The organism is Martelella lutilitoris (assembly GCF_016598595.1).
Taxonomy (GTDB): Bacteria; Pseudomonadota; Alphaproteobacteria; order Rhizobiales; family Rhizobiaceae; genus Martelella; species Martelella lutilitoris_A.
The window spans coordinates 60,046-77,321 of the sequence record NZ_CP066787.1 but is presented as its reverse complement, the minus strand read 5'-3'; the positions used below and the strand labels follow the sequence as shown (position 1 = coordinate 77,321).

18 protein-coding genes are annotated in these 17,276 nt (G+C 56.6%); 3 read left to right on the top strand and 15 right to left on the bottom strand.

The features are described 5' to 3' along the window. Positions 1-76: 76 nt before the first annotated feature. The 4 genes from JET14_RS21070 to JET14_RS21055 all read right to left on the bottom strand — a co-directional run bounded on the left by JET14_RS21070 (position 77) and on the right by JET14_RS21055 (position 3,646). Positions 77-1,513 (bottom strand): alkaline phosphatase D family protein, encoded by a 1,437-nt coding sequence (locus tag JET14_RS21070; protein ID WP_200338294.1) that lies wholly within the window; start codon positions 1,511-1,513, stop codon positions 77-79. A 106-nt stretch (positions 1,514-1,619) separates the two neighbouring features. Then, positions 1,620-2,585 carry a calcium/sodium antiporter gene (locus JET14_RS21065; protein WP_200338293.1) on the bottom strand — a complete coding sequence of 322 codons (966 nt, stop codon included), beginning with the start codon at positions 2,583-2,585 and terminating at the stop codon, positions 1,620-1,622. Positions 2,586-2,690: 105 nt separating this feature from the next. After that, positions 2,691-2,972: a zf-TFIIB domain-containing protein gene (locus JET14_RS21060; protein WP_200338292.1), complete on the bottom strand. Its 282-nt coding sequence runs from the start codon at positions 2,970-2,972 to the stop codon at positions 2,691-2,693. A 176-nt stretch (positions 2,973-3,148) separates the two neighbouring features. Next, entirely contained in the window at positions 3,149-3,646 is a 498-nt protein-coding gene (locus JET14_RS21055; RefSeq protein ID WP_200338291.1) for a hypothetical protein, read from the bottom strand. A gap of 361 nt (positions 3,647-4,007) precedes the next feature. On the opposite strand from JET14_RS21055, the gene JET14_RS21050 reads away from it, so the two are divergent. Then, the gene (locus JET14_RS21050) at positions 4,008-4,154 is read left to right on the top strand and encodes a hypothetical protein (protein WP_200338290.1); all 147 of its coding nucleotides are present in this window, start codon (positions 4,008-4,010) and stop codon (positions 4,152-4,154) included. A 233-nt stretch (positions 4,155-4,387) separates the two neighbouring features. Here JET14_RS21050 and JET14_RS21045 read toward each other — a convergent pair whose 3' ends face one another. From JET14_RS21045 to JET14_RS21035, 3 genes are all read right to left on the bottom strand, one after another. Then, on the bottom strand, positions 4,388-5,914 hold the full coding sequence (locus tag JET14_RS21045; protein WP_432443095.1) for a Do family serine endopeptidase: 1,527 nt from the start codon (positions 5,912-5,914) through the stop codon (positions 4,388-4,390). 152 nt (positions 5,915-6,066) lie between these two features. Further along, the gene (locus tag JET14_RS21040; RefSeq protein WP_200338288.1) at positions 6,067-6,591 is read right to left on the bottom strand and encodes an SH3 domain-containing protein; all 525 of its coding nucleotides are present in this window, start codon (positions 6,589-6,591) and stop codon (positions 6,067-6,069) included. A gap of 120 nt (positions 6,592-6,711) precedes the next feature. Continuing rightward, positions 6,712-7,074 (bottom strand): hypothetical protein, encoded by a 363-nt coding sequence (locus tag JET14_RS21035; RefSeq protein WP_200338287.1) that lies wholly within the window; start codon positions 7,072-7,074, stop codon positions 6,712-6,714. Positions 7,075-7,778: 704 nt separating this feature from the next. Between JET14_RS21035 and JET14_RS21030 the strand changes: the two genes are divergently transcribed. Then, a complete protein-coding gene (locus JET14_RS21030; RefSeq protein ID WP_200338286.1) occupies positions 7,779-8,498 on the top strand; it encodes a L,D-transpeptidase in 720 nt (239 codons plus the stop codon). A gap of 379 nt (positions 8,499-8,877) precedes the next feature. Here the strand turns inward: JET14_RS21030 and JET14_RS21025 are convergent, their stop codons facing one another. From JET14_RS21025 to JET14_RS20990, 8 genes are read right to left on the bottom strand one after another with little or no spacing between them, the layout of a single operon-like run. Continuing rightward, positions 8,878-9,087, bottom strand: coding sequence for a CopG family ribbon-helix-helix protein (locus JET14_RS21025; RefSeq protein ID WP_200338285.1), 210 nt, complete (start codon positions 9,085-9,087; stop codon positions 8,878-8,880). 13 nt (positions 9,088-9,100) lie between these two features. Further along, complete coding sequence (locus JET14_RS21020; protein WP_200338284.1) at positions 9,101-11,320, bottom strand: DotA/TraY family protein; 2,220 nt, start codon at positions 11,318-11,320, stop codon at positions 9,101-9,103. Positions 11,321-11,323: 3 nt separating this feature from the next. Next, entirely contained in the window at positions 11,324-11,839 is a 516-nt protein-coding gene (locus tag JET14_RS21015; protein ID WP_200338283.1) for a hypothetical protein, read from the bottom strand. Beyond that, the gene (locus JET14_RS21010; RefSeq protein WP_183488787.1) at positions 11,839-12,948 is read right to left on the bottom strand and encodes a hypothetical protein; all 1,110 of its coding nucleotides are present in this window, start codon (positions 12,946-12,948) and stop codon (positions 11,839-11,841) included. Before JET14_RS21010 ends, JET14_RS21015 begins: the two co-directional genes overlap by 1 nt. Beyond that, positions 12,948-13,541 (bottom strand): hypothetical protein, encoded by a 594-nt coding sequence (locus JET14_RS21005; RefSeq protein ID WP_018067332.1) that lies wholly within the window; start codon positions 13,539-13,541, stop codon positions 12,948-12,950. Before JET14_RS21005 ends, JET14_RS21010 begins: the two co-directional genes overlap by 1 nt. Further along, positions 13,538-14,257 carry a hypothetical protein gene (locus JET14_RS21000; RefSeq protein ID WP_200338282.1) on the bottom strand — a complete coding sequence of 240 codons (720 nt, stop codon included), beginning with the start codon at positions 14,255-14,257 and terminating at the stop codon, positions 13,538-13,540. The genes JET14_RS21005 and JET14_RS21000 overlap by 4 nt, the downstream gene beginning before the upstream one ends. Continuing rightward, on the bottom strand, positions 14,254-15,090 hold the full coding sequence (locus JET14_RS20995) for a hypothetical protein (RefSeq protein ID WP_200338281.1): 837 nt from the start codon (positions 15,088-15,090) through the stop codon (positions 14,254-14,256). The genes JET14_RS21000 and JET14_RS20995 overlap by 4 nt, the downstream gene beginning before the upstream one ends. Next, positions 15,087-16,934 carry a hypothetical protein gene (locus JET14_RS20990; protein ID WP_200338280.1) on the bottom strand — a complete coding sequence of 616 codons (1,848 nt, stop codon included), beginning with the start codon at positions 16,932-16,934 and terminating at the stop codon, positions 15,087-15,089. The genes JET14_RS20995 and JET14_RS20990 overlap by 4 nt, the downstream gene beginning before the upstream one ends. On the opposite strand from JET14_RS20990, the gene JET14_RS20985 reads away from it, so the two are divergent. Continuing rightward, the gene (locus JET14_RS20985) at positions 16,933-17,274 is read left to right on the top strand and encodes a hypothetical protein (protein ID WP_200338279.1); all 342 of its coding nucleotides are present in this window, start codon (positions 16,933-16,935) and stop codon (positions 17,272-17,274) included. The two genes, JET14_RS20990 and JET14_RS20985, sit on opposite strands and share 2 nt — an antisense overlap. The last annotated feature ends 2 nt before the right edge of the window (positions 17,275-17,276 follow it).

Here is a 17,276-nt window from a genome sequence, read left to right as displayed (position 1 = left end):
GCTCCGCCAGAGCATGACCGACCCGCAGATACTTGCGCGACATCGACATGAAAACCAAATACACCATGATTTAGAGTCAGTAGAGTGCAAGCGACTTAGTCATACCACTCGTTTCCAGGTCCCAGCGCGCTGACCAGGTCCCGGATGATCGCTCAAGGAGCAAATAGTTGCGTTCGGCTGTGTAGCGCTCGCTTTGACCAGGCACCGTATTGATTCGGATAGGATGCTCAGGAAGCGGTTGCTCGCCGAGCGATGCGAGAGCGCCAAGGAAGCGAGCCCAAGCCTTGGGCGGCGCACGATGTGCAATGCCTGACGCGACAAGCTGATTGAGATGAAGGCCGTGTCCTAAGTCCATAACGGCACGGGCGGCAAGGTGAATTTCTCCTGAGATCGCGGTCAGTTGATGGCCGTCACGTTGACCTATCTGGATCACGAGCTTTAGCATCCGCTGCCATTCCTCGCGATGCGCACGGCTTTGCCACTGGTCTCGCAAGTCGTCCTCGTATTTCTGCATCCGCGGAATGACGGCCATCAGAGCCTCAAGCAGTGACAGCCTCGGCCCGAGCAATGGGACGCTCGACATCAGCAACGTGTGCCCTTCCATCTTGCGCAAAGCTTCTGCCGTCATCATTGCCCAACCACCAGTCCCCATGATCTGGTCTCGCGTCCGCTCCGAACGCAGATCCGGAGCGAGAATGCGCAGTCCGGGCGCGGAAATGCCCCAACCGAGATGTCGCCCCGAGCGGTCCGCGAACCGGAACGGCAGGTCACCCTCCCTGGCCGCTTGCTGGAAGATCAGAAAGCTCTCCCGCGCGACTGAAAAAACCGTCTGGCCCACCTGAGATTCTGTCAGGGAGTGATGCAACGATCCCCACCCGTCGCAGATGTCGTGATCGTCCCACTGCATGAGCGAGGGTGCTCGAGCGGCCAGCCACGCAAGCTCAGGTGTTGAATAAATCGCGGCATATCGAGCGAAGAAACCCTCGCGGAGATGGTGTCGCAAATCGGCCAACTCCGGAGGTGACGGATCGTCCGGTTTGCGGTCGGGCCAATCATGGCTCAACCTGTGACCGAGCGTGATCTCGTCGGCATAGACCTGATCACCGCCGTGAAGCATGAGCGCGAAGGGCTTGGCCTGATAGCTTTCGCGCAGGCGCGCCCACATGGCGTTGCGCTCTGAGCCCTCACGTTCCATGTCGGCTATTTCTTCGCCATTGCACGAGACATAAGCCAGACGAATATCACCCGTGAGATCGCCGGCGACCTCATAGCTCACGCCATCCCAGGCGTAGGCGGAGGTCCGATCGGCCGGTAGTGAGAACCGCGCCCTCCAAGCGATCGCATGATCATACTCCGCCAAAGCCATTGCATGGACCTCGGCATCTCCGAGAATGATCGGTGGCGGCACATAACCCCGTGCGGCAATGAAAAGGGCCGAAAGGCTTAATCGCCCCTCCCGCACACCATCAAGGAAAAGGATAGGCCCGATGGGTGATGTGACAAGAATAGACATGCTCAAGAGCTTCTGCGGGTTGCCTCGGACATAACACGGGCAATCGGAACCTTTACCGTCTCAAGTCCGATCATTTCAGTCCCAAAAACAATTCCAATCTTCATGCTTAAGCCGATAGGCCGTTGGAGAACAGGAATATCATGTAGGCCGCATAGAGAGCCAGCATGAGCACACCCCATATCCGCCCGATGGATTTGGCCGCAAACAGCAGCGTCAGCAGCAACAACGCGGCTCCAAGCATCACCGGCGCGTCGATCTGGCGAAACCGCGCTGCAACCTCGATTGGATGTATCAGTACTGTTACGCCAAGGATTGCGAGGATGTTGAAAATGTTCGAACCTATCACATTGCCCAGAACCACATCGGAATGACGTCGGACAGCGGCGACGACGGCCGTGGCGAGTTCCGGCAGGGAGGTTCCGATGGCGACGAGTGACAGCCCGATGACCGCATCCGGCACACCGAAATCACGAGCAATGTTGACAGCTCCTTCGACCAACAAGTCAGCTCCGAATACCAGCGCAGCTATTCCACCGATTGCCAAGACCGGTGCCAGCCAAGGTCGTGTCAGGGGGATATCTTTCAATTCGTCGGTCTGATGCTGGAAGGCCTTTGCCTTGCGATCCCGCCGTTCCAACCAGTAGCTTGCGCCAAGGTAGCCAGCGAGTACAACCAGCATTGCGCCGCCTTCCAGACGGGTGATGACCGCGCCCTGGACCAGCGCAAATGCGGCAAGCGTTACGAGGGACGCAATCACCGCCTCGCGAACGGCTGTTCGCTCCCAGTTCGCTATGGGAGCGATCACGGCCGCTATGCCTACGATCAGCAGCACGTTGGCGATGTTCGAACCCACCACATTTCCGAGCGCTATTTCCGGCGCGCCATCAAGGGCAGCGTTTACCGATACAAGCAGTTCAGGCGTGGATGTCCCGAACCCGACAATGACCAGTCCAATCAAAAGTTTGGATATACCCAGTCGTTCGGCGATGGCTACCGAGCCTCGCACCAAGCCCTCACCACCGATGAAAAGAAGAAAGAGACCTGCCACAACGAGCACAAGATCAGGGAGCATTCGAGTCCTCGTCTTTCAAAACTTATTCTGGTTCTGTAAACATCTTAGACGTCAACAGGCACGTGCGAAACGGCCAGACAAACCCAAGCGATTGTCTTCACAACGTCAAAAATCGAACAAATCACTGAGGAACGATTCCTTTTTCTTTTTTTTGTAAGACCTCGATCCGTCACTGGCTCGGTCGTCATCGTGGTCGCGCCCAAATGAAGGCGCCTCGCGACTGTCGCGCCCCCGCTGGGGTTTCATCGCAGCTTGGCCCGATCGTTCGATAATCTTGTCCAGTTCGCCACGGTCCAGCCAAACTCCGCGGCATTTGGGGCAGTAATCAATCTCTATACCGCTACGTTCGGCAATGACGAGGGTTTGACCGTCCAGCGGACACTGCATGCGTTTTCTCCTGCTCTCGAGTTCAGGTTCAAGCATCCAATTGGGCATTGGAGGCGGGATTACAACCCTTGCCAGAGGGATCCGGTCTTGGCACCTCCTATTCCATAGCTTGGCACAAAATCGTGAAGTGAAACGGTCCGATCGATCAGGTGTCAGGATTTCCAGTTGGACGCTCCTCACGTAGGCAGGATATCAATGTAACGAGATATCTCTCCGACCACCACCCTGAGAGATTCAGACGCCGTGAGCAGAAAGCCGCCAGCCGCCACGACCAAGAAAGCCGCCATGGCGGCGGCTCGACCATGACCATGTGCATCACGGGGTGATCTTGACAACGAAATACAAATAAAGACCGAAGCCTGTAGCGCGATCGTTGCAACCAACCTTGGCGCCAGCGAGGACCAGTCCGTTTCGACCCCCCAAAACGTCCAGCCGAGGGTAAACAGATAAGAAAGAAGATAGGCCCACATGCCGGCGCTGGACGTATTGGCCATCCCCGTGCCGGAGATCACAAGACCAAGCCCGCCAAGCAGATCGAACCAGGTCTCACCCAGCGCGATGAGCCAGAGGCCGCCGATGCCCAACACGATCCCGAGCAAAGTCATCAAGATCTTAAGACTGACGCAGTACCAGTACGCCGGATCTTTGAGGCGGTGGTGGGTGCTCTCGTTCACTATCATCTTTTCCTCGCACTTCATCGAGACTGCGTTTGTCGCCGACCTGCGAGTGGCCGGCGAGCGGCTCCTGAGCTTCGAACTGACGAATGCGGTGATTGTTCCAAGGGATGAACGGTCTCCGCTTTGGCACGCGGCGGCCGCTCGGAGCCTCCCCGAACCCTCCACTCGCACCGCTGCATTGAGTGGCCTTCATCTCGATGACGCGCCTCTTTCATTCCGAGGCTGTTCCGTTCCACGAGGCAACACCCGCCGTCGGTTACGTCGCCATTCAAAAAAACAGCGTTGCCCTGAACTGAAGACGAGCTTTTGTCGTTCCGTCACCGCAGCAACAGGCTGTCGTCCGCCCTCTGAAACCTCTATGCGAAAGCAAAAGGCCGATCTCTCCTATTGTTACGAGGAAGTCTGTGCCCATTATTATATGACGCTGACGCGCAAACCCGCCACCGCATTACAGGAGAACGGCTCGATCGAGGATTTACACGGCCATCTGCAGAATCCGATCTAGTCGCCTAGCAGACACTGATTCGAATGAGCAAGCGATTGCTGCGCGCGATATCGAGGCTCTCGTGCCGCCGTGGAACTTCATGTCAAACATGGTCCTCTAGGCGCTTTCCTCTCACCTCACATTCAGCTTCTGACCTTCTTCCGTGACATGGTGTCCACCTATCTTTGGTGGACACCTCATGCATGACTGCCCTCAACGGCAAAAGGTACAGCAGAGATCGCGCTTGGAGATGATTAGCTCTGCTGAACCGGCAAGGCCACAAAACGGCTGCCTCGCTCCCCTTCAATCTGGAAGAGGGCGTGCTCTCTGTTAGACTTTTGAACGTCGTTCAAGATGGCCTTGGCATCATCAATGTCGCTTACCTTCCGGTTATTGATTGAGGCGATGCGTTCGCCTTCGAAGATGCCCTGCAACGCAGCATCGGATTCTGGATCGACTTTGGCGATCACCAGGCCATTGCCTTCCTGGGCAGGGGCAACCGTCAGTCCAACACTTGGCAGCGCCTGAAATGTGCTCGGCGCTATCGTGTCCTGGCTTTCGGCTGTATTGACATCAGCTTTCGCCAGATTCCCAAGCGTTAGATCGATCGATTTCGTTTCTCCGTCTCTCCATACCGAGAGCTGGACCTTGCTTGAAGGGCCGGCGGACGCGATCTTGACTGAGAGATCGCTGGCGTCCTCGATCGGCTCATCATTCAAGGCTACAATGACATCTCCTGTCTCGATACCAGCTCTGGCCGCTGGAGAGCCTTGCATGGGTTCGACAACAAGCGCGCCTCGGTCCGCCTGAAGGCCAAGCGATTCTGCAATCTCGGCGTCCACCGGCTGGATCTGCACGCCAAGCCAGCCGCGCTCGACCTTGCCGTCATCGATGAGGTCCTGCACAACGTCCTGCGCCACGTACGCTGGAATTGCGAAAGCGATTCCGACATTGCCACCAGAGGGTGAGAAGATCGCAGTGTTGATGCCCACGACTTCTCCATTCAAATTGAATGCCGGACCGCCGGAGTTACCACGATTCACTGCGGCGTCGATCTGGATGTAATCGTCATAAGGGCCGGTTCCGATATCGCGACCAAGTGCTGATACGATACCGGCGGTCACGGAACCGCCAAGTCCAAAGGGATTGCCAACCGCGACCACCCAGTCGCCCACGCGCACGTCCTCGTCTTCGGCAAAATCGACATACGTAAAATTCCGCTTGTCGTCGACCTTGAGTACCGCCAAATCCGTTCGGCTGTCTTTGCCGACAAGCTTCGCATCGAGTTCGGTCCCGTCATCAAGAAGAATACTAAACTCAGATCCGTTATCTACGACATGGTTGTTTGTGACGACATAACCGTCGTCAGAGATGAAGAAGCCCGAGCCTTGTGAGATTGGGTGAACTTCTCGCGGAGCTTCGCCTTTCCCTTGATAGGGGGTGGCAAAGCCTGGTCCACCAAATTGGTCGAAGAAACGCCGTAGAGGATGATTCTCGGGCAGTCTGTCGAGACCATTCCCAAAACCGTAGCCAGGTAGATTGTCTGAAACCTGTTTGACTTCGCCTCTGACCCGAACCGACACCACTGCTGGCGACACCGCGCTGACGACATCGGCGAAGCCAGGGTTCTCTGCCGGGGCTTCAATTTGAACCGGATCAGCAAAAGCGTTGATCGCGGAGCCAGTGATACCTCCATAGACGACCGCAGCTACAAGTCCTGCTGCCGCTGAGCCTTTGAGAATGGTTTTGAGTCGTGTCGAGTTATTGGCTTCGTTCATCAATCAAGTTCTCCTATCCGCTTATGGCCGGTGGCTCTTTTGCCACAGGATAAAAGCTGCCGCATTACGAGGAGATTGAAAGTTGATGAAAGATTGTTAAGGCGATCAGAAGGTTGCCGATGACTTGAGCCAATGCAAATTTCGTGCAGCTTGATTCAATTGATAGCCTCGCCAGGGTATACGCCCCACAAAGCAAGCTGATTGACATAACCTTCCACGGAAGGATCGCCTGCCGAAACGTTGCACCAGGCCGTGTTACATGAATTGACGTTGACCAAAACTTTGCTCTCCAGCTTCGCCCTTACGTCTCCGTCAAAGGACGGACGCTCGCGCAGAGCCGTATACCCCTTCTTCCACGGCGCAACCACTGCTGTCCGCTTTCCGGATAACAGTACCTCATGCATCCAGCCGACGTCGGCAGAATAATCTCTGACCTGTCTCCAGTTCCCGTATTCAGCCAGCACCTCCAATGGAAAGCCGGGCTCAGTGTAGACCAACTTAATCCGATATTGCAGGCCGGGCCCGACCCGCATGTTTGCTTTCTCTGACTTGAGAGAAACAAAGCGAGGAAGCGGGAACCCCGTTTCCTGGCCTTTTTCCTCAAGCGCTTGAGCGCCATTAGGCAGTACTGATGCAGCAATATAGAGGGAAGCGAAGAGCGATAGGAAATTCAACTTCATTATAGTTGTTTCTCAAAAAATGGCGGCTTTTGATCACCGACCAAAGCCACCATCTAAATAAGAACTAGTTGAGAATGTCGGAGTTTGATAATATTGTCCCACATCCCACTGGTTAGCTTTTTAACTTTCTGCTGCGGCAAGTAATTGCTCGGCGCATGCTTCAGCGACTTCGTCGTTGGGTTCTTCGCTACCGGGAAGCGTTGCCCAGCCCTTTTCTTCTATCCAATCACCTTGGCTCCAGGCGCTCTCTTGCTCAAGGGCGGCTATATATTTCTCTTGCTGCGTCTCAGCGACCTTATTGAACCGCGCAACGCAAATCGGCGTTAGAGCGGCAATGACCGCACGGTCAGCCTCATTCGCGGCTTGTTCTTCCGCAGCGCCGCTGGTCACCAGCCAACCGGCACTCATCGTGAAAATCGTTATGGCAGCGGCACCACATACCGCGCCCCAAGCTGCGGGCTTTATCCAGGATGGTATAGTCATGTTTCATGATCTCCTTCCTCGGGAAGCCTAACATGCGGTGGCTGAGAGTCAAAACTCGGTGATTCAGACCCTCGGATGGGAAGATATTTGGTAGCAATGAAGCACCGTATCACGTTGGGGTAGCCGACTTGTCTCTGCTCAACCTAGTCAATGGATACCTGTCGAGCTTCAGTCGCAGTGTGAGGCCTGCCGGTTCTAGAGACCGTTTGCCTTATTCTGGGCAACCACTCCGGATTGAGCTTCGCCTTGCATTGGGTTCAGACGGACGCAGGTGCGCTGGGCGAGTGCCGCTGCTGCTTAGCCAATACGGTGTCGAAGAACAATTGCCGACAATAATAATAGGGAGGTCGCATTGGAGGGATCGATTTTGCAATTGAAGTGAACCGCCAACTATTGATGCCCTTCATGGTCCCAAGCGCCGTTCTGTTTGTGGTAGGTTGCTTATCGCTGCCCAATGATGTTACCGAGGGCGCGATGGCAAATGCTCCGTTTGAGATAGCGGATTTCCTCGCTGAGACCATCCACTGAGACTCTCTCGGGTGGCGCCGGAAGATCGCCGAACGAGATCGAAATGAAGCACAGGATTTTTCCTCCTGCAGCAACTATCCAAATGGTTCGATTTTGACGACCAAGCTCGACGGTGACGGATTCCAAAAGACTGTGCCGGAAGACCGATACCGTCGCGCCAAGGGAGATAACAACGTATGAAATTTCTCGCATTTCGGCTCTTTCTGGTGGTCGTGGCCGCAGGACTGTCAGCCTGCGCATCGACTAGGGATGTGCCTCGACCCGAAAAGCCGAAGCCAGTGGTGTACGATGCCCGCTATGACGCCGTCACCGATGAACCGTTCATTGTGCCGGCTGTCAATATGAGACAATTCGACCCTGAATTCCGGCGCAGGATCGTTGATGATCCGACCGGCGAGCAGCCGGGAACGCTGGTCGTCGATCCGGAAAAACGGTTCCTCTATCTCGTTATGGATGACGGCAAGGCCATGCGCTACGGAGTGGGCGTTGGTCGTGCAGGCATGGATTGGTCCGGTACGGCCACCGTTGCTTACAAACGCGAATGGCCGACATGGACACCCACGCAGGACATGATCAGACGAGATCCCGAAACCTATCAGAAATGGGCAGATGGAATGGATGGAGGGCCGATGAATCCGCTCGGTGCCCGGGCGCTCTATCTGTTCGAGGATGGCAAGGATACGCTGTACCGAATCCACGGCACCAACGAACCATGGTCAATCGGCAAGGCCATGTCTTCGGGCTGCATTCGAATGATGAACCAAGACGTCATGGATCTTTATCGCCGTGTGCCTGACGGATCAAAGGTCGTCGTGCTGCCTACCGGAGAGGAAAAATCCGTCGCGCGGAACACTACAACCCAGACCCGCTGGAGAGGGCTCGATAGCGGAGCCTAAGGGCAAGGAAGCGGAACCCTCTTGGCGCCGCAGTCAAGCGCACACAATCAGGAGATGACGTCGGCGGTATGCGTATTTCGAAGGAACGGGAGAGTCTTTTCGTTAATTCCGGAACAGTCTAGCCTGGTCGATTATCGCTTGTCGGGCAGGACTCGTCGGCGATTGAGTTCGCCTTCTTCAGCGCCGGTCAAATTGGATGATGTTTTCTGCCGCCGCATGCTGTCTCCTTGGAGCGTAAGCGCCGTGCGTTTTGGACCCGATCGAGGCGTTGTTCTGGGATCATGTCGTGCCACTGGAAGCCGGGCAGAAGCCGGAACTTTCGAGAATTTGTGTTGAGGCTTCGGCGAAATCCTCAAGTCGATGGGATGCTGCAGCTTCATCAAGGTTTCTGGATATGCGTATCATCGGTTATCCGCTGCTCTAGTTTGGTATCGAAGCTGAAACCGCCGTGATTGTCTTCGATAAACCCTGCAACCGCTTGGCGTATCAGCGCATGTGGTGTGCTGTTCAGACGATTGGCCAGTGCGTTTAGTTTGCCGCGCGTATCGACATCCAACCGAACAGAAACGGGAGAGTTGGTGTCAGGCATTTCGGCTCCTTCCTTAATCGTTATTTTTCGCTGCGTTGCCAGCGATGCGTCTATTTAGAGAATGGCCTCCCGAAGTTGTCAGGCTACCCATCGAGCCAGCTGTTCCACCAGCGGCAACATTGGCCCGCATGGCTGCATGCGTGTCGAGATCGCTGACAGCATCCGGTTCGATCAATCGGAACACCTTGCCAGGGAATTCGGCGATCAAGGCAAAAGAACGTTCCAGCATGACGACATATGCGAAGAGCATGAACACCATGATGGCCAAAATGCCGATGAACCAGGTGATTTGGGTGTAGCTGTCACCAGACAGAGCCTGCGCTGCAGTGATGGCATAATAGAAGCCCCCGTTGAGAAGCGTTCCACCAATCCGGAAGATGATCATGCCCACGAGAAGCCCGAAGAGCATGAGCACTGGTGTTGCCGTCAGCGCCAGCAACATGACGTATCCGCGTCTGGCCTGCCGACCGCCCAAACCTTCGCCTTCCATCGACAAGTGAGCGATCGCCCACAGTGGTGCGGCAAAAATCATCTCGACAACCAACAGGAAGAAGGCCGTCACGCCGATGACCCAAATCACGGTGGGGATCATCGGTAGCACAAACGCCATGAAGTAGCCGGCGACTGAGATCCCGCTCAAGACCCAGCCGAGAAAGCCGGCGAACGCGATCACGGACTGTCCAAGAAAAGGCACCGCTGCCAGCACCGCGAGCGAAATCATGATGACGCCGCTATAGAACGCCAGCTGATTACCGACGGCGATCAGGCCCACCATAGGGTCGCCGTCATTGGCAGCCGGGTTTAGAAAGTCGAAGGCTTCGTACAGATTGCCGGCAGACACCATATAGGATGTCATATCGGCCGTTGAATCTGCAAACGCTGCACGCTCGTTGGTAAAGGCCCGTACATCGCTTCGGGCGACGCTCTCGTTCCACCATTCGACGACACCATTGTAGGTGCCGGCGAAACTCTCAAGAAATTTTGTGGCGTCTCCCTGGGCTGAACCGAACAGATACCAATTGGCGTCGTCATACTGCGAGGCAATAGACTCTCCGACCCGACCTTTCGGATTAGCCGTCGCTCCGATCGCGCCGCCGGGTGTTGTCTGCGGAATTCCTCCCGCGACGGCCGATGCGTCGGCGGTAAAGCGGCTGATCAGCTGATAGTAGTAGCCGGCTTGCAGCCATCCGCCATCCTTCAGACTGGCAGAGAGGTCGATGTTCTGCTCCTTGTCGCCTATGCCGTTGATGTTGATCGTTTCTGTTTCGGATGCCGCGGATTGCACGTCCTTTTGCAACTTAACGGTTGCGATATAGTCCTTGAGGATGTTGGCATGAAGTTCGCGCCATTCCGCAAGGTCATCTGCAAGGCCCCTATAATCGGGTAAAGGCTGCCTTTGCGAAACCGCCAGGGCGACTGAATCCGCCGTCGGCGCATAGTTGTTGGTGACCTGAGTAACCGCGTCACGCATGGCCTTTGCATAATCGGCATATGTTTTGTTCGATGACGCAGCAATCCTCTGGAAACCTTTGGTTTCGGAGGGAAGCGTGATCGTGCCGCACGCACCCCGATAGTTGGGCATGTCATAGGAGAGCGCCAAGCTGCCGCTGGCCGTTGTACGCCAGTTTTTGGTAATGCCGGCAATGTCGCCACCACCCTTTGCAGCTTCAGCGTTGTAGACAGCCCGGCACATCTCCATGCGCCAAACAGCCTGAATGAACTGACCGTCCTTTTGGGACATATCCGTGCCAACGATCGGCATGTGGTCGTTGAAGACGAGATCCACACTTTTCTGCCAGAAATACGATGCCGTGCCCGTACCAAACTGCACCAGATAGGCCGCTGCGTGCTGCACGCCATTGTACCCCGTCGCAGGTATGGGAATGAGCAGCGCTGCTGCGACCAGTGTGCGGATCGGCGCCCACAGGGATGAATGACGTCGGCCGAGGACTTCGCCGTGGTGCGCCGATTCCATCGTCCCGATAATAATGTTGTAGGTCAGCAGGATCGCGCCGAGGGCGAAGAACAGAATATTGAAGTCCGAGATCAGCACCGAGATCAGGGTTTTGTCGTTCGGGCCGGGAAAAAGCGGACCAAAAATCATGTTCAGATAGGTGTTCGTCCGTTCGTCGCCGCCGCCGGACAGAATGTCCACGACATCGATTTCCTGTGCGAACGCGCCGGAGCTGGTAAAGATGAAGGCCAGGGGCAGACCTTTGAAAAATCGCCGCAAGGTTCAATCCTTCCTGATTATCTGCATGTCGTAAGGAAGACGGTGCTGGAGGTAGTCCGCAAAGGGGCCGAAACGGCCCTGTCGGATTTGCCAGTAGGCAAAGTCAGCTTTCATGGCCTTGGCCGCTAACAAAAGTGCCAAAACGATGAGTGCTATGAGTGTGAAAATGCTGAAAATGCCGAAGGCAAACATGGCCGGGATCACAGCGAGACAAAGAAACGCGATGATCGTGTAAACCGTTCGCTCCCGTAGCCAGGCGCGGGCATCGTCGTCGATTTCCTTTTGGCTCATTCCAGATGTCTGGGCCTTGAAGCGGGAGATGCCGCCGTCTTCGTCCGTCTTGAAGAACCTGTCACGCGAATAGCGCTTCGGTCGCATCGTGCTGGAGATAATATCCCATGCCGCCATGCCGACCGAAAACCCGGACGTGACGATGAAGGCAAGCTGGTGCATGCCGCCGCGTCGGGCAAGCCAGCCAGTCTTGTGCGGATCATCCTGTCGGTTCCGCCGTCTTTTCATCAGTCGTTCACCGGGATTACGGTTGTCCTGCTGTCGCGATCGTCAAGCTGAAGAGCGAGCAGTGCAGACAGAGCGGCCGCCTGTCGCCGTTCGAGACCGAAACGCTCCCATGAGACGTAGAGCTGCAGGGCATTGGTCAGAAGGTTTTCGCGCTCAACGGCCTCTGGTGACATCTTGGCAACCGCCTGATGCCATTCCGGATTCGGGAAGCGACTTTCAACGAAGATATCCAAAGCCTGAAGCTTCGAAACCTTGTCTCCGATTTCATAGGGGTAGTTGGTCGGTGCAGCCTTTTTGGCCCAATCGGCGAGCTCGCTGCTGCCGGTCGGCGCGCTCAGGTCGCCAAGGTAGGAGAGAATGGCGTGGGAGGCCGACCGGCGTGTCGCGTCGACCTGGCGCGCCGCCATTTGGGCCTTTCCTGCCGGCGTTTTCGCTTCACCTTCCGTGATTGGCTTTGCCGGGATCGGGTCGACCATGTTGTTGACCATGCGCGCATATGCCTGGGCTACCTTGCCTTCGGATGTATCCAACGTCTGCGCGTCGGTGAGGAAGCGAATGTCAGATGTGGGATCTTTGAAACCGCCAACATCTTCCAGCTCGTCCCGGTCCTTGATAATCGCATTGGCGATCGCAAGCCCACCCTGGGACACTGCCTGTCCCTCAGCACCGTTTCCACGCGAGCGATTGCGCGACAGGTTCGAGACGTCAGTCCCGCCGACGCCATAGGAAGCGGTTCCGCCGCCGAATTGCATCAGACCGGAAAGGTCGAAGCACGCTGATGCGGCCGGATCGTAGCGGCCGCCTTCCGCCTTGCCGCGGGCCTCCTGACGCGCCCGCAACGTGTCATTCAACTGTGCTGCGTCCTCGATGCGCTTTTGCGCCTCCACGGAGCGATCGGAATAGGCGCTCAGCTGTGCGACGCCTTTCAGGATCGTATCCGCAATCTGCTGCCCGACATCTGTCGTGTGGTCGTTGACGTCCTGGATGGTCTTGTTGCTGTATTGAGCAACAATGTTGCGCACGCCACCGCAAGAGCATGCCGCCTCAGCCGACTGCGCCAGACCGACACTCGCAACCGAAACCAACAGGCCGTAAATCAAATGTTTCATCACTGTCCTCCGGTGCCATAGAGCTTCTGATAGGTGTCGCGCAGCAGCGAATTCGCGCCAGCATCTCTCACGCCCGCGTCGCCGCCATAGTCGCCGCCCTGTGACAGGCCCATGTTGACGGACCCGAAGTCGAGCACGTCACTGGAACCGCCGGTAAAGCTGTCTACCGAGATGCCATCGAAGGACGGCAGCTGAAGCGCCGATGTCAGGGGCTCCGTGGCCTTGTCCCAGGCTTCTTGTGCAAAGGAGCAGATTTGTTGTTCTGCGTTGGACAATGCAGAATCGAACAGGCCCTGCACGTCAGGAACCTGAATGGCGATATCCAGGTCCAGATTCATGAGGTTGTCCAGGCAACCAAGGCCATCAACGGGCTTCGGCTGTTGAAGCGCCGCTTCCTTTCGCGCCACCTCAGTGTCGATCCCTGCGCGGATTGCGTCGGTCAAACTGATTTTAACGGTGTCAGTACATGCGCCGCTTTGACCGCCGAGCATGGAATCGAATAGCTGTTCGATCTGGTCGGTTCCCTCTGCGGCATGGGTCAATCCCGCGTGCAGCATCAGGGCAGGTGCAAAAAACAATACAAGCTTCTTCATAGCGTTTTCTTTTCTCCCTGATATGGCGGCACTTCCTGAATGAGAACGGGCCGCTTAGATCCAAAGCCGGGAAAGTCGCTGGTGGCGCCATACATTCCCCCGACGGAATAGGTGTTCGTATATCCGAAGCCGTCGTATGAGTTGCCGTTGATGGATGCCATGCGCTTCAGGATGAGATCTTGCAGCTCCGCGTAGGATGACAGGCCATTGGCCGCGAGATAGCTCTCGGGTAGCGCGTTGGGATCGAAACCGCTTGCGACCCAATCATTCAGGGCGCCGGAGCCAAGAAAATGCGCCGCGTCCAGAAGGCTTTCCTGTGTGATCTGCACGCCATTGACTGTCTGACCCACAAGCCCTCGTGTTTGGGAACTCATTGAATTCCAGTTGCTGATGGTCAGCTCGTTCACGGCGCGCTCTTGCAGTGCCTTGCCGGCTTCGGAATACCGCAGATCGTCGAGTGAAGAGACGCCGGCGGCGCGTGCCTTGTCTGTGAAGGTGTAGTTTGACCAGTCACCACCAGATCCCTGGGTATATCCGAGCGTGGCCCATGTACCAGCCGTGATCTGGTACTTGCCGAGCGCGGTGCCCTTCTTGTTGATGACCGAGTAGCTGTCGCCTCCCTCATGTCCCTTGAGAGCATCCAGATATCCCGCATGTGCCGCTACCGACGCCAGGCCGAGCGAAAAAGCGGATAAGCACAAGATAACCTGTTTCATAGCGGCTTCTCCCGACCAGCCTCCAGGACAGGCATAAGACCGATTGTCTTGACCCGTTCACCACTGCCGACGCTGTAAACGCCGATGCCGTCGTCGATCGACAATTCGATCAGGCGGTAACCTTCCTCGTCGCGATCTGGCTCGAGAGCGAAATCCTCGGCATAGGTCCGGAAGTTGGCGATCGCCTTGTTATCGCCGTCGAGGACAATCAGTGGGCAAGGACCGTTGCCGCAATAGTAAAGGGAACGCGCTGTAATGACGGTTTCGTCGCCGCTCTTCAGGTCCACGTCAAATGCGAGAAACTCAGGCGGATCGACGCCCTCGGGAGGTGCCGATCGAGCATTCAGGACGCCATAGGCGGCGCGCTTCTCATCTTCCGTGGCAACGCGGGACTCGTAAACATCACCTAGTACCTGGGGCGAGTAGGACGTGCTGAACCATTTCCAAACACGACCGTCGTCGCCATGGATGGAGCGAATGCCATCCATGCCGACGTCTCCAATACCAACCGCATCGCCAAGGCCCCGCCAGACTTCAAGCCACATTGCGTCCGGCTCGCTGTAATAAAGAGCAACAACGCCGCAGTTTGGATCGCATTTGCGGTTGTCGCCGAGGCGCACCACCATCTGGTCATAGCTTTCGGTCGGCTCTTCCAGCCAGACGCGCTCGGCCTCGACCATGCGATAGAAGCGCCCATACATCTTGCGAGCGACCTGTGTCGCATCCGCATCCACATCGTTGAAGGTGATGTATGTGGTCGCTACATCCGTATCTTGCGCGACAGCTGCCGATGACGACAACAGAAGCGCCAGCGCCAAGTTTCGAAAACTCATGCTACTGCCTCCTTCACAATTTGATCTGCGAGATCGCGGATGACATCGCCTCTTTTGCCCTCGTCAACGGCAACGCCCCGATCTTCCAGCTCACCGAGCCGGCGTTCGATCGTTGCCTTTGCAGATCCGTCGGGAAAGCGGGCGGCCAGAATGGCGCGCGCGCGCTTCGAGCCGAGACGGTCATAGAGCATGGACCGCAAGGCCGTGTCCTCGGATGTGGTGGACAGCGCCCATAGCTCGATCGGGCCGAGCTCATTGATCAGATATTGGGTGTAAACACCGCTCTTCAGCGTCAGATAAGCCATGACCGGAGCGCCCTCGCCAGGGACGGGGCCATGGAGCGTTCGGAGGATCGATCGAGCAGAGGCTGAAAGATTGTAGGTTTCGGAGACCTCTGAAATCGCGCTTTCCGTAGGCACGTTGCAGAACCAAATATTGGTGACGAGCTTCTGGATGGCCTCATCGAAGTCATCCATCAGCTGCGATGCCAAGGCGATCTGGACACCCGCTTTCCGGCACACTCGAACGTCATTGATGACCTGCTGGCGAATACCAAGCCCACCAGTCATGTGGTACTCGTCAAAGCACAGTCGTTTGTGCATCTGACGGTTATTTTTCCAACGGCGCAGATGGTAGTCGATGTAGACTTGCGGTGCCTTCAGGCCCCGCAACTCGTCTTCGTCCAACCAGAAGTCAGAGGTGACGGCATGGTGGGCCAGCATATACATGATAGCGGTATGTCGTTTCGCTTGCGGCCCGACCGTCGCGGTCACGTCCGACAGATCAAAGGCTATGATGCGCGCGCCGGAGACATCGAAACGCGTCGGGCGAGCGAGGATGGGGAAATCCTTGGTCGCGGAGCTGACCATGCGCTGAAATGCTTTAAGTACCGGCTCCTGGGTCCGCGTCACCATTTCTCTGAATGGTTCTCGCACAGTCTCGGAATTCGATACCAAGATGAGATCGGACAGCGTCGGAACAGCAAAGCGCTGCGCCAGTGCAGCCTCATGCCGTCGACCGTTTTCCATCAGAATGTCGGTCACCTCCCACCAGGTCGAGGACTGGTCGGCGACATAGCCGACCTCACCGAGAGCGGCGTCGACTTCATAACTCTCCGATGGGACGTATTTCTTCGGCTCTCGGTCGTCCGAAAACCGCTCATAGGCTTCGTTAATGCAGCTTGCTGCCAGCGCGGAAATGCCGTCATAGGCCGATTCAGCCCCGTCCGGCGTGCATAGCAAGGTCACAAGATTGACGAGGTATCCGCGCTCGTGAGCCAGAGGAAACCGCAATGCGAGCTGGGTGTCGAACGGATTGACCGAATACTGTTCTTCCATCCGAAGCCGGTGATAGACGACCTCGTGACGCCGGTTCGCCGGCAGGCTGTCACGCAGGAGCGAAATCAATCCGGCCGAAGACGGGCCGACATCGATGATCGAAATGCGTGGCAACAATCCGCTACCATCATCTGACTGGCCACTTTGCGGTGACAACGCCACGCCAAGGTTCATCGAGTTCAGCAGGACCGACTTGCCGGAGCCCGGCGTTCCGACGATGACGTCGACCCACGACGTCTGCTTGGATGATCCCGGCTGATAGGGCCACAGCTTTCCGTCCGAAGTTCTGAACAGCACAGCACCATGGTCCCAGCATTTCGCCGGGCGCGAAATCGGGCTCATCGCCAGCGCGTGTGACAGGCTCGCCGCCATGGGCGGCGCGGTCGACGCGCAGTTCATCGCGAGCGCCGACGACATGACGTTCTCGACGGGATCGCCAATCAGCGCATCGGTTTGCGCTGATCCCCAGCGCTCGACCGCGCGCCGTAGATTGGCAACCTGTCTCATGAGCACGTCCTTGTGGGTTTTCGGAGCCCAGGCCGCAAAGGAGACACGGAAGCGAACGGCCGTATCGTCGATGCCGTCGGCTTCGCGCAACGTCGGCACGGTTTTCCTGAAAAATGAGTATGCCGCGACTTCAAGTGTTGGTGGCCAAAAGGTTGCTGCAATCGCTTCCGACAAAATCGACGATCAGACGGCTGATATTCTTCGCAGAAACGTGTTGTGGATGCGCCAGAACGGGATCAAGGGCGTTCCCTTTTTCATTTACAAGACACCCGAGGGCGGACAGTTCGCTTTTGGCAACCTCACTCAACAAGCGCTCGATACAGCGCTCACGATGGAGTGAGG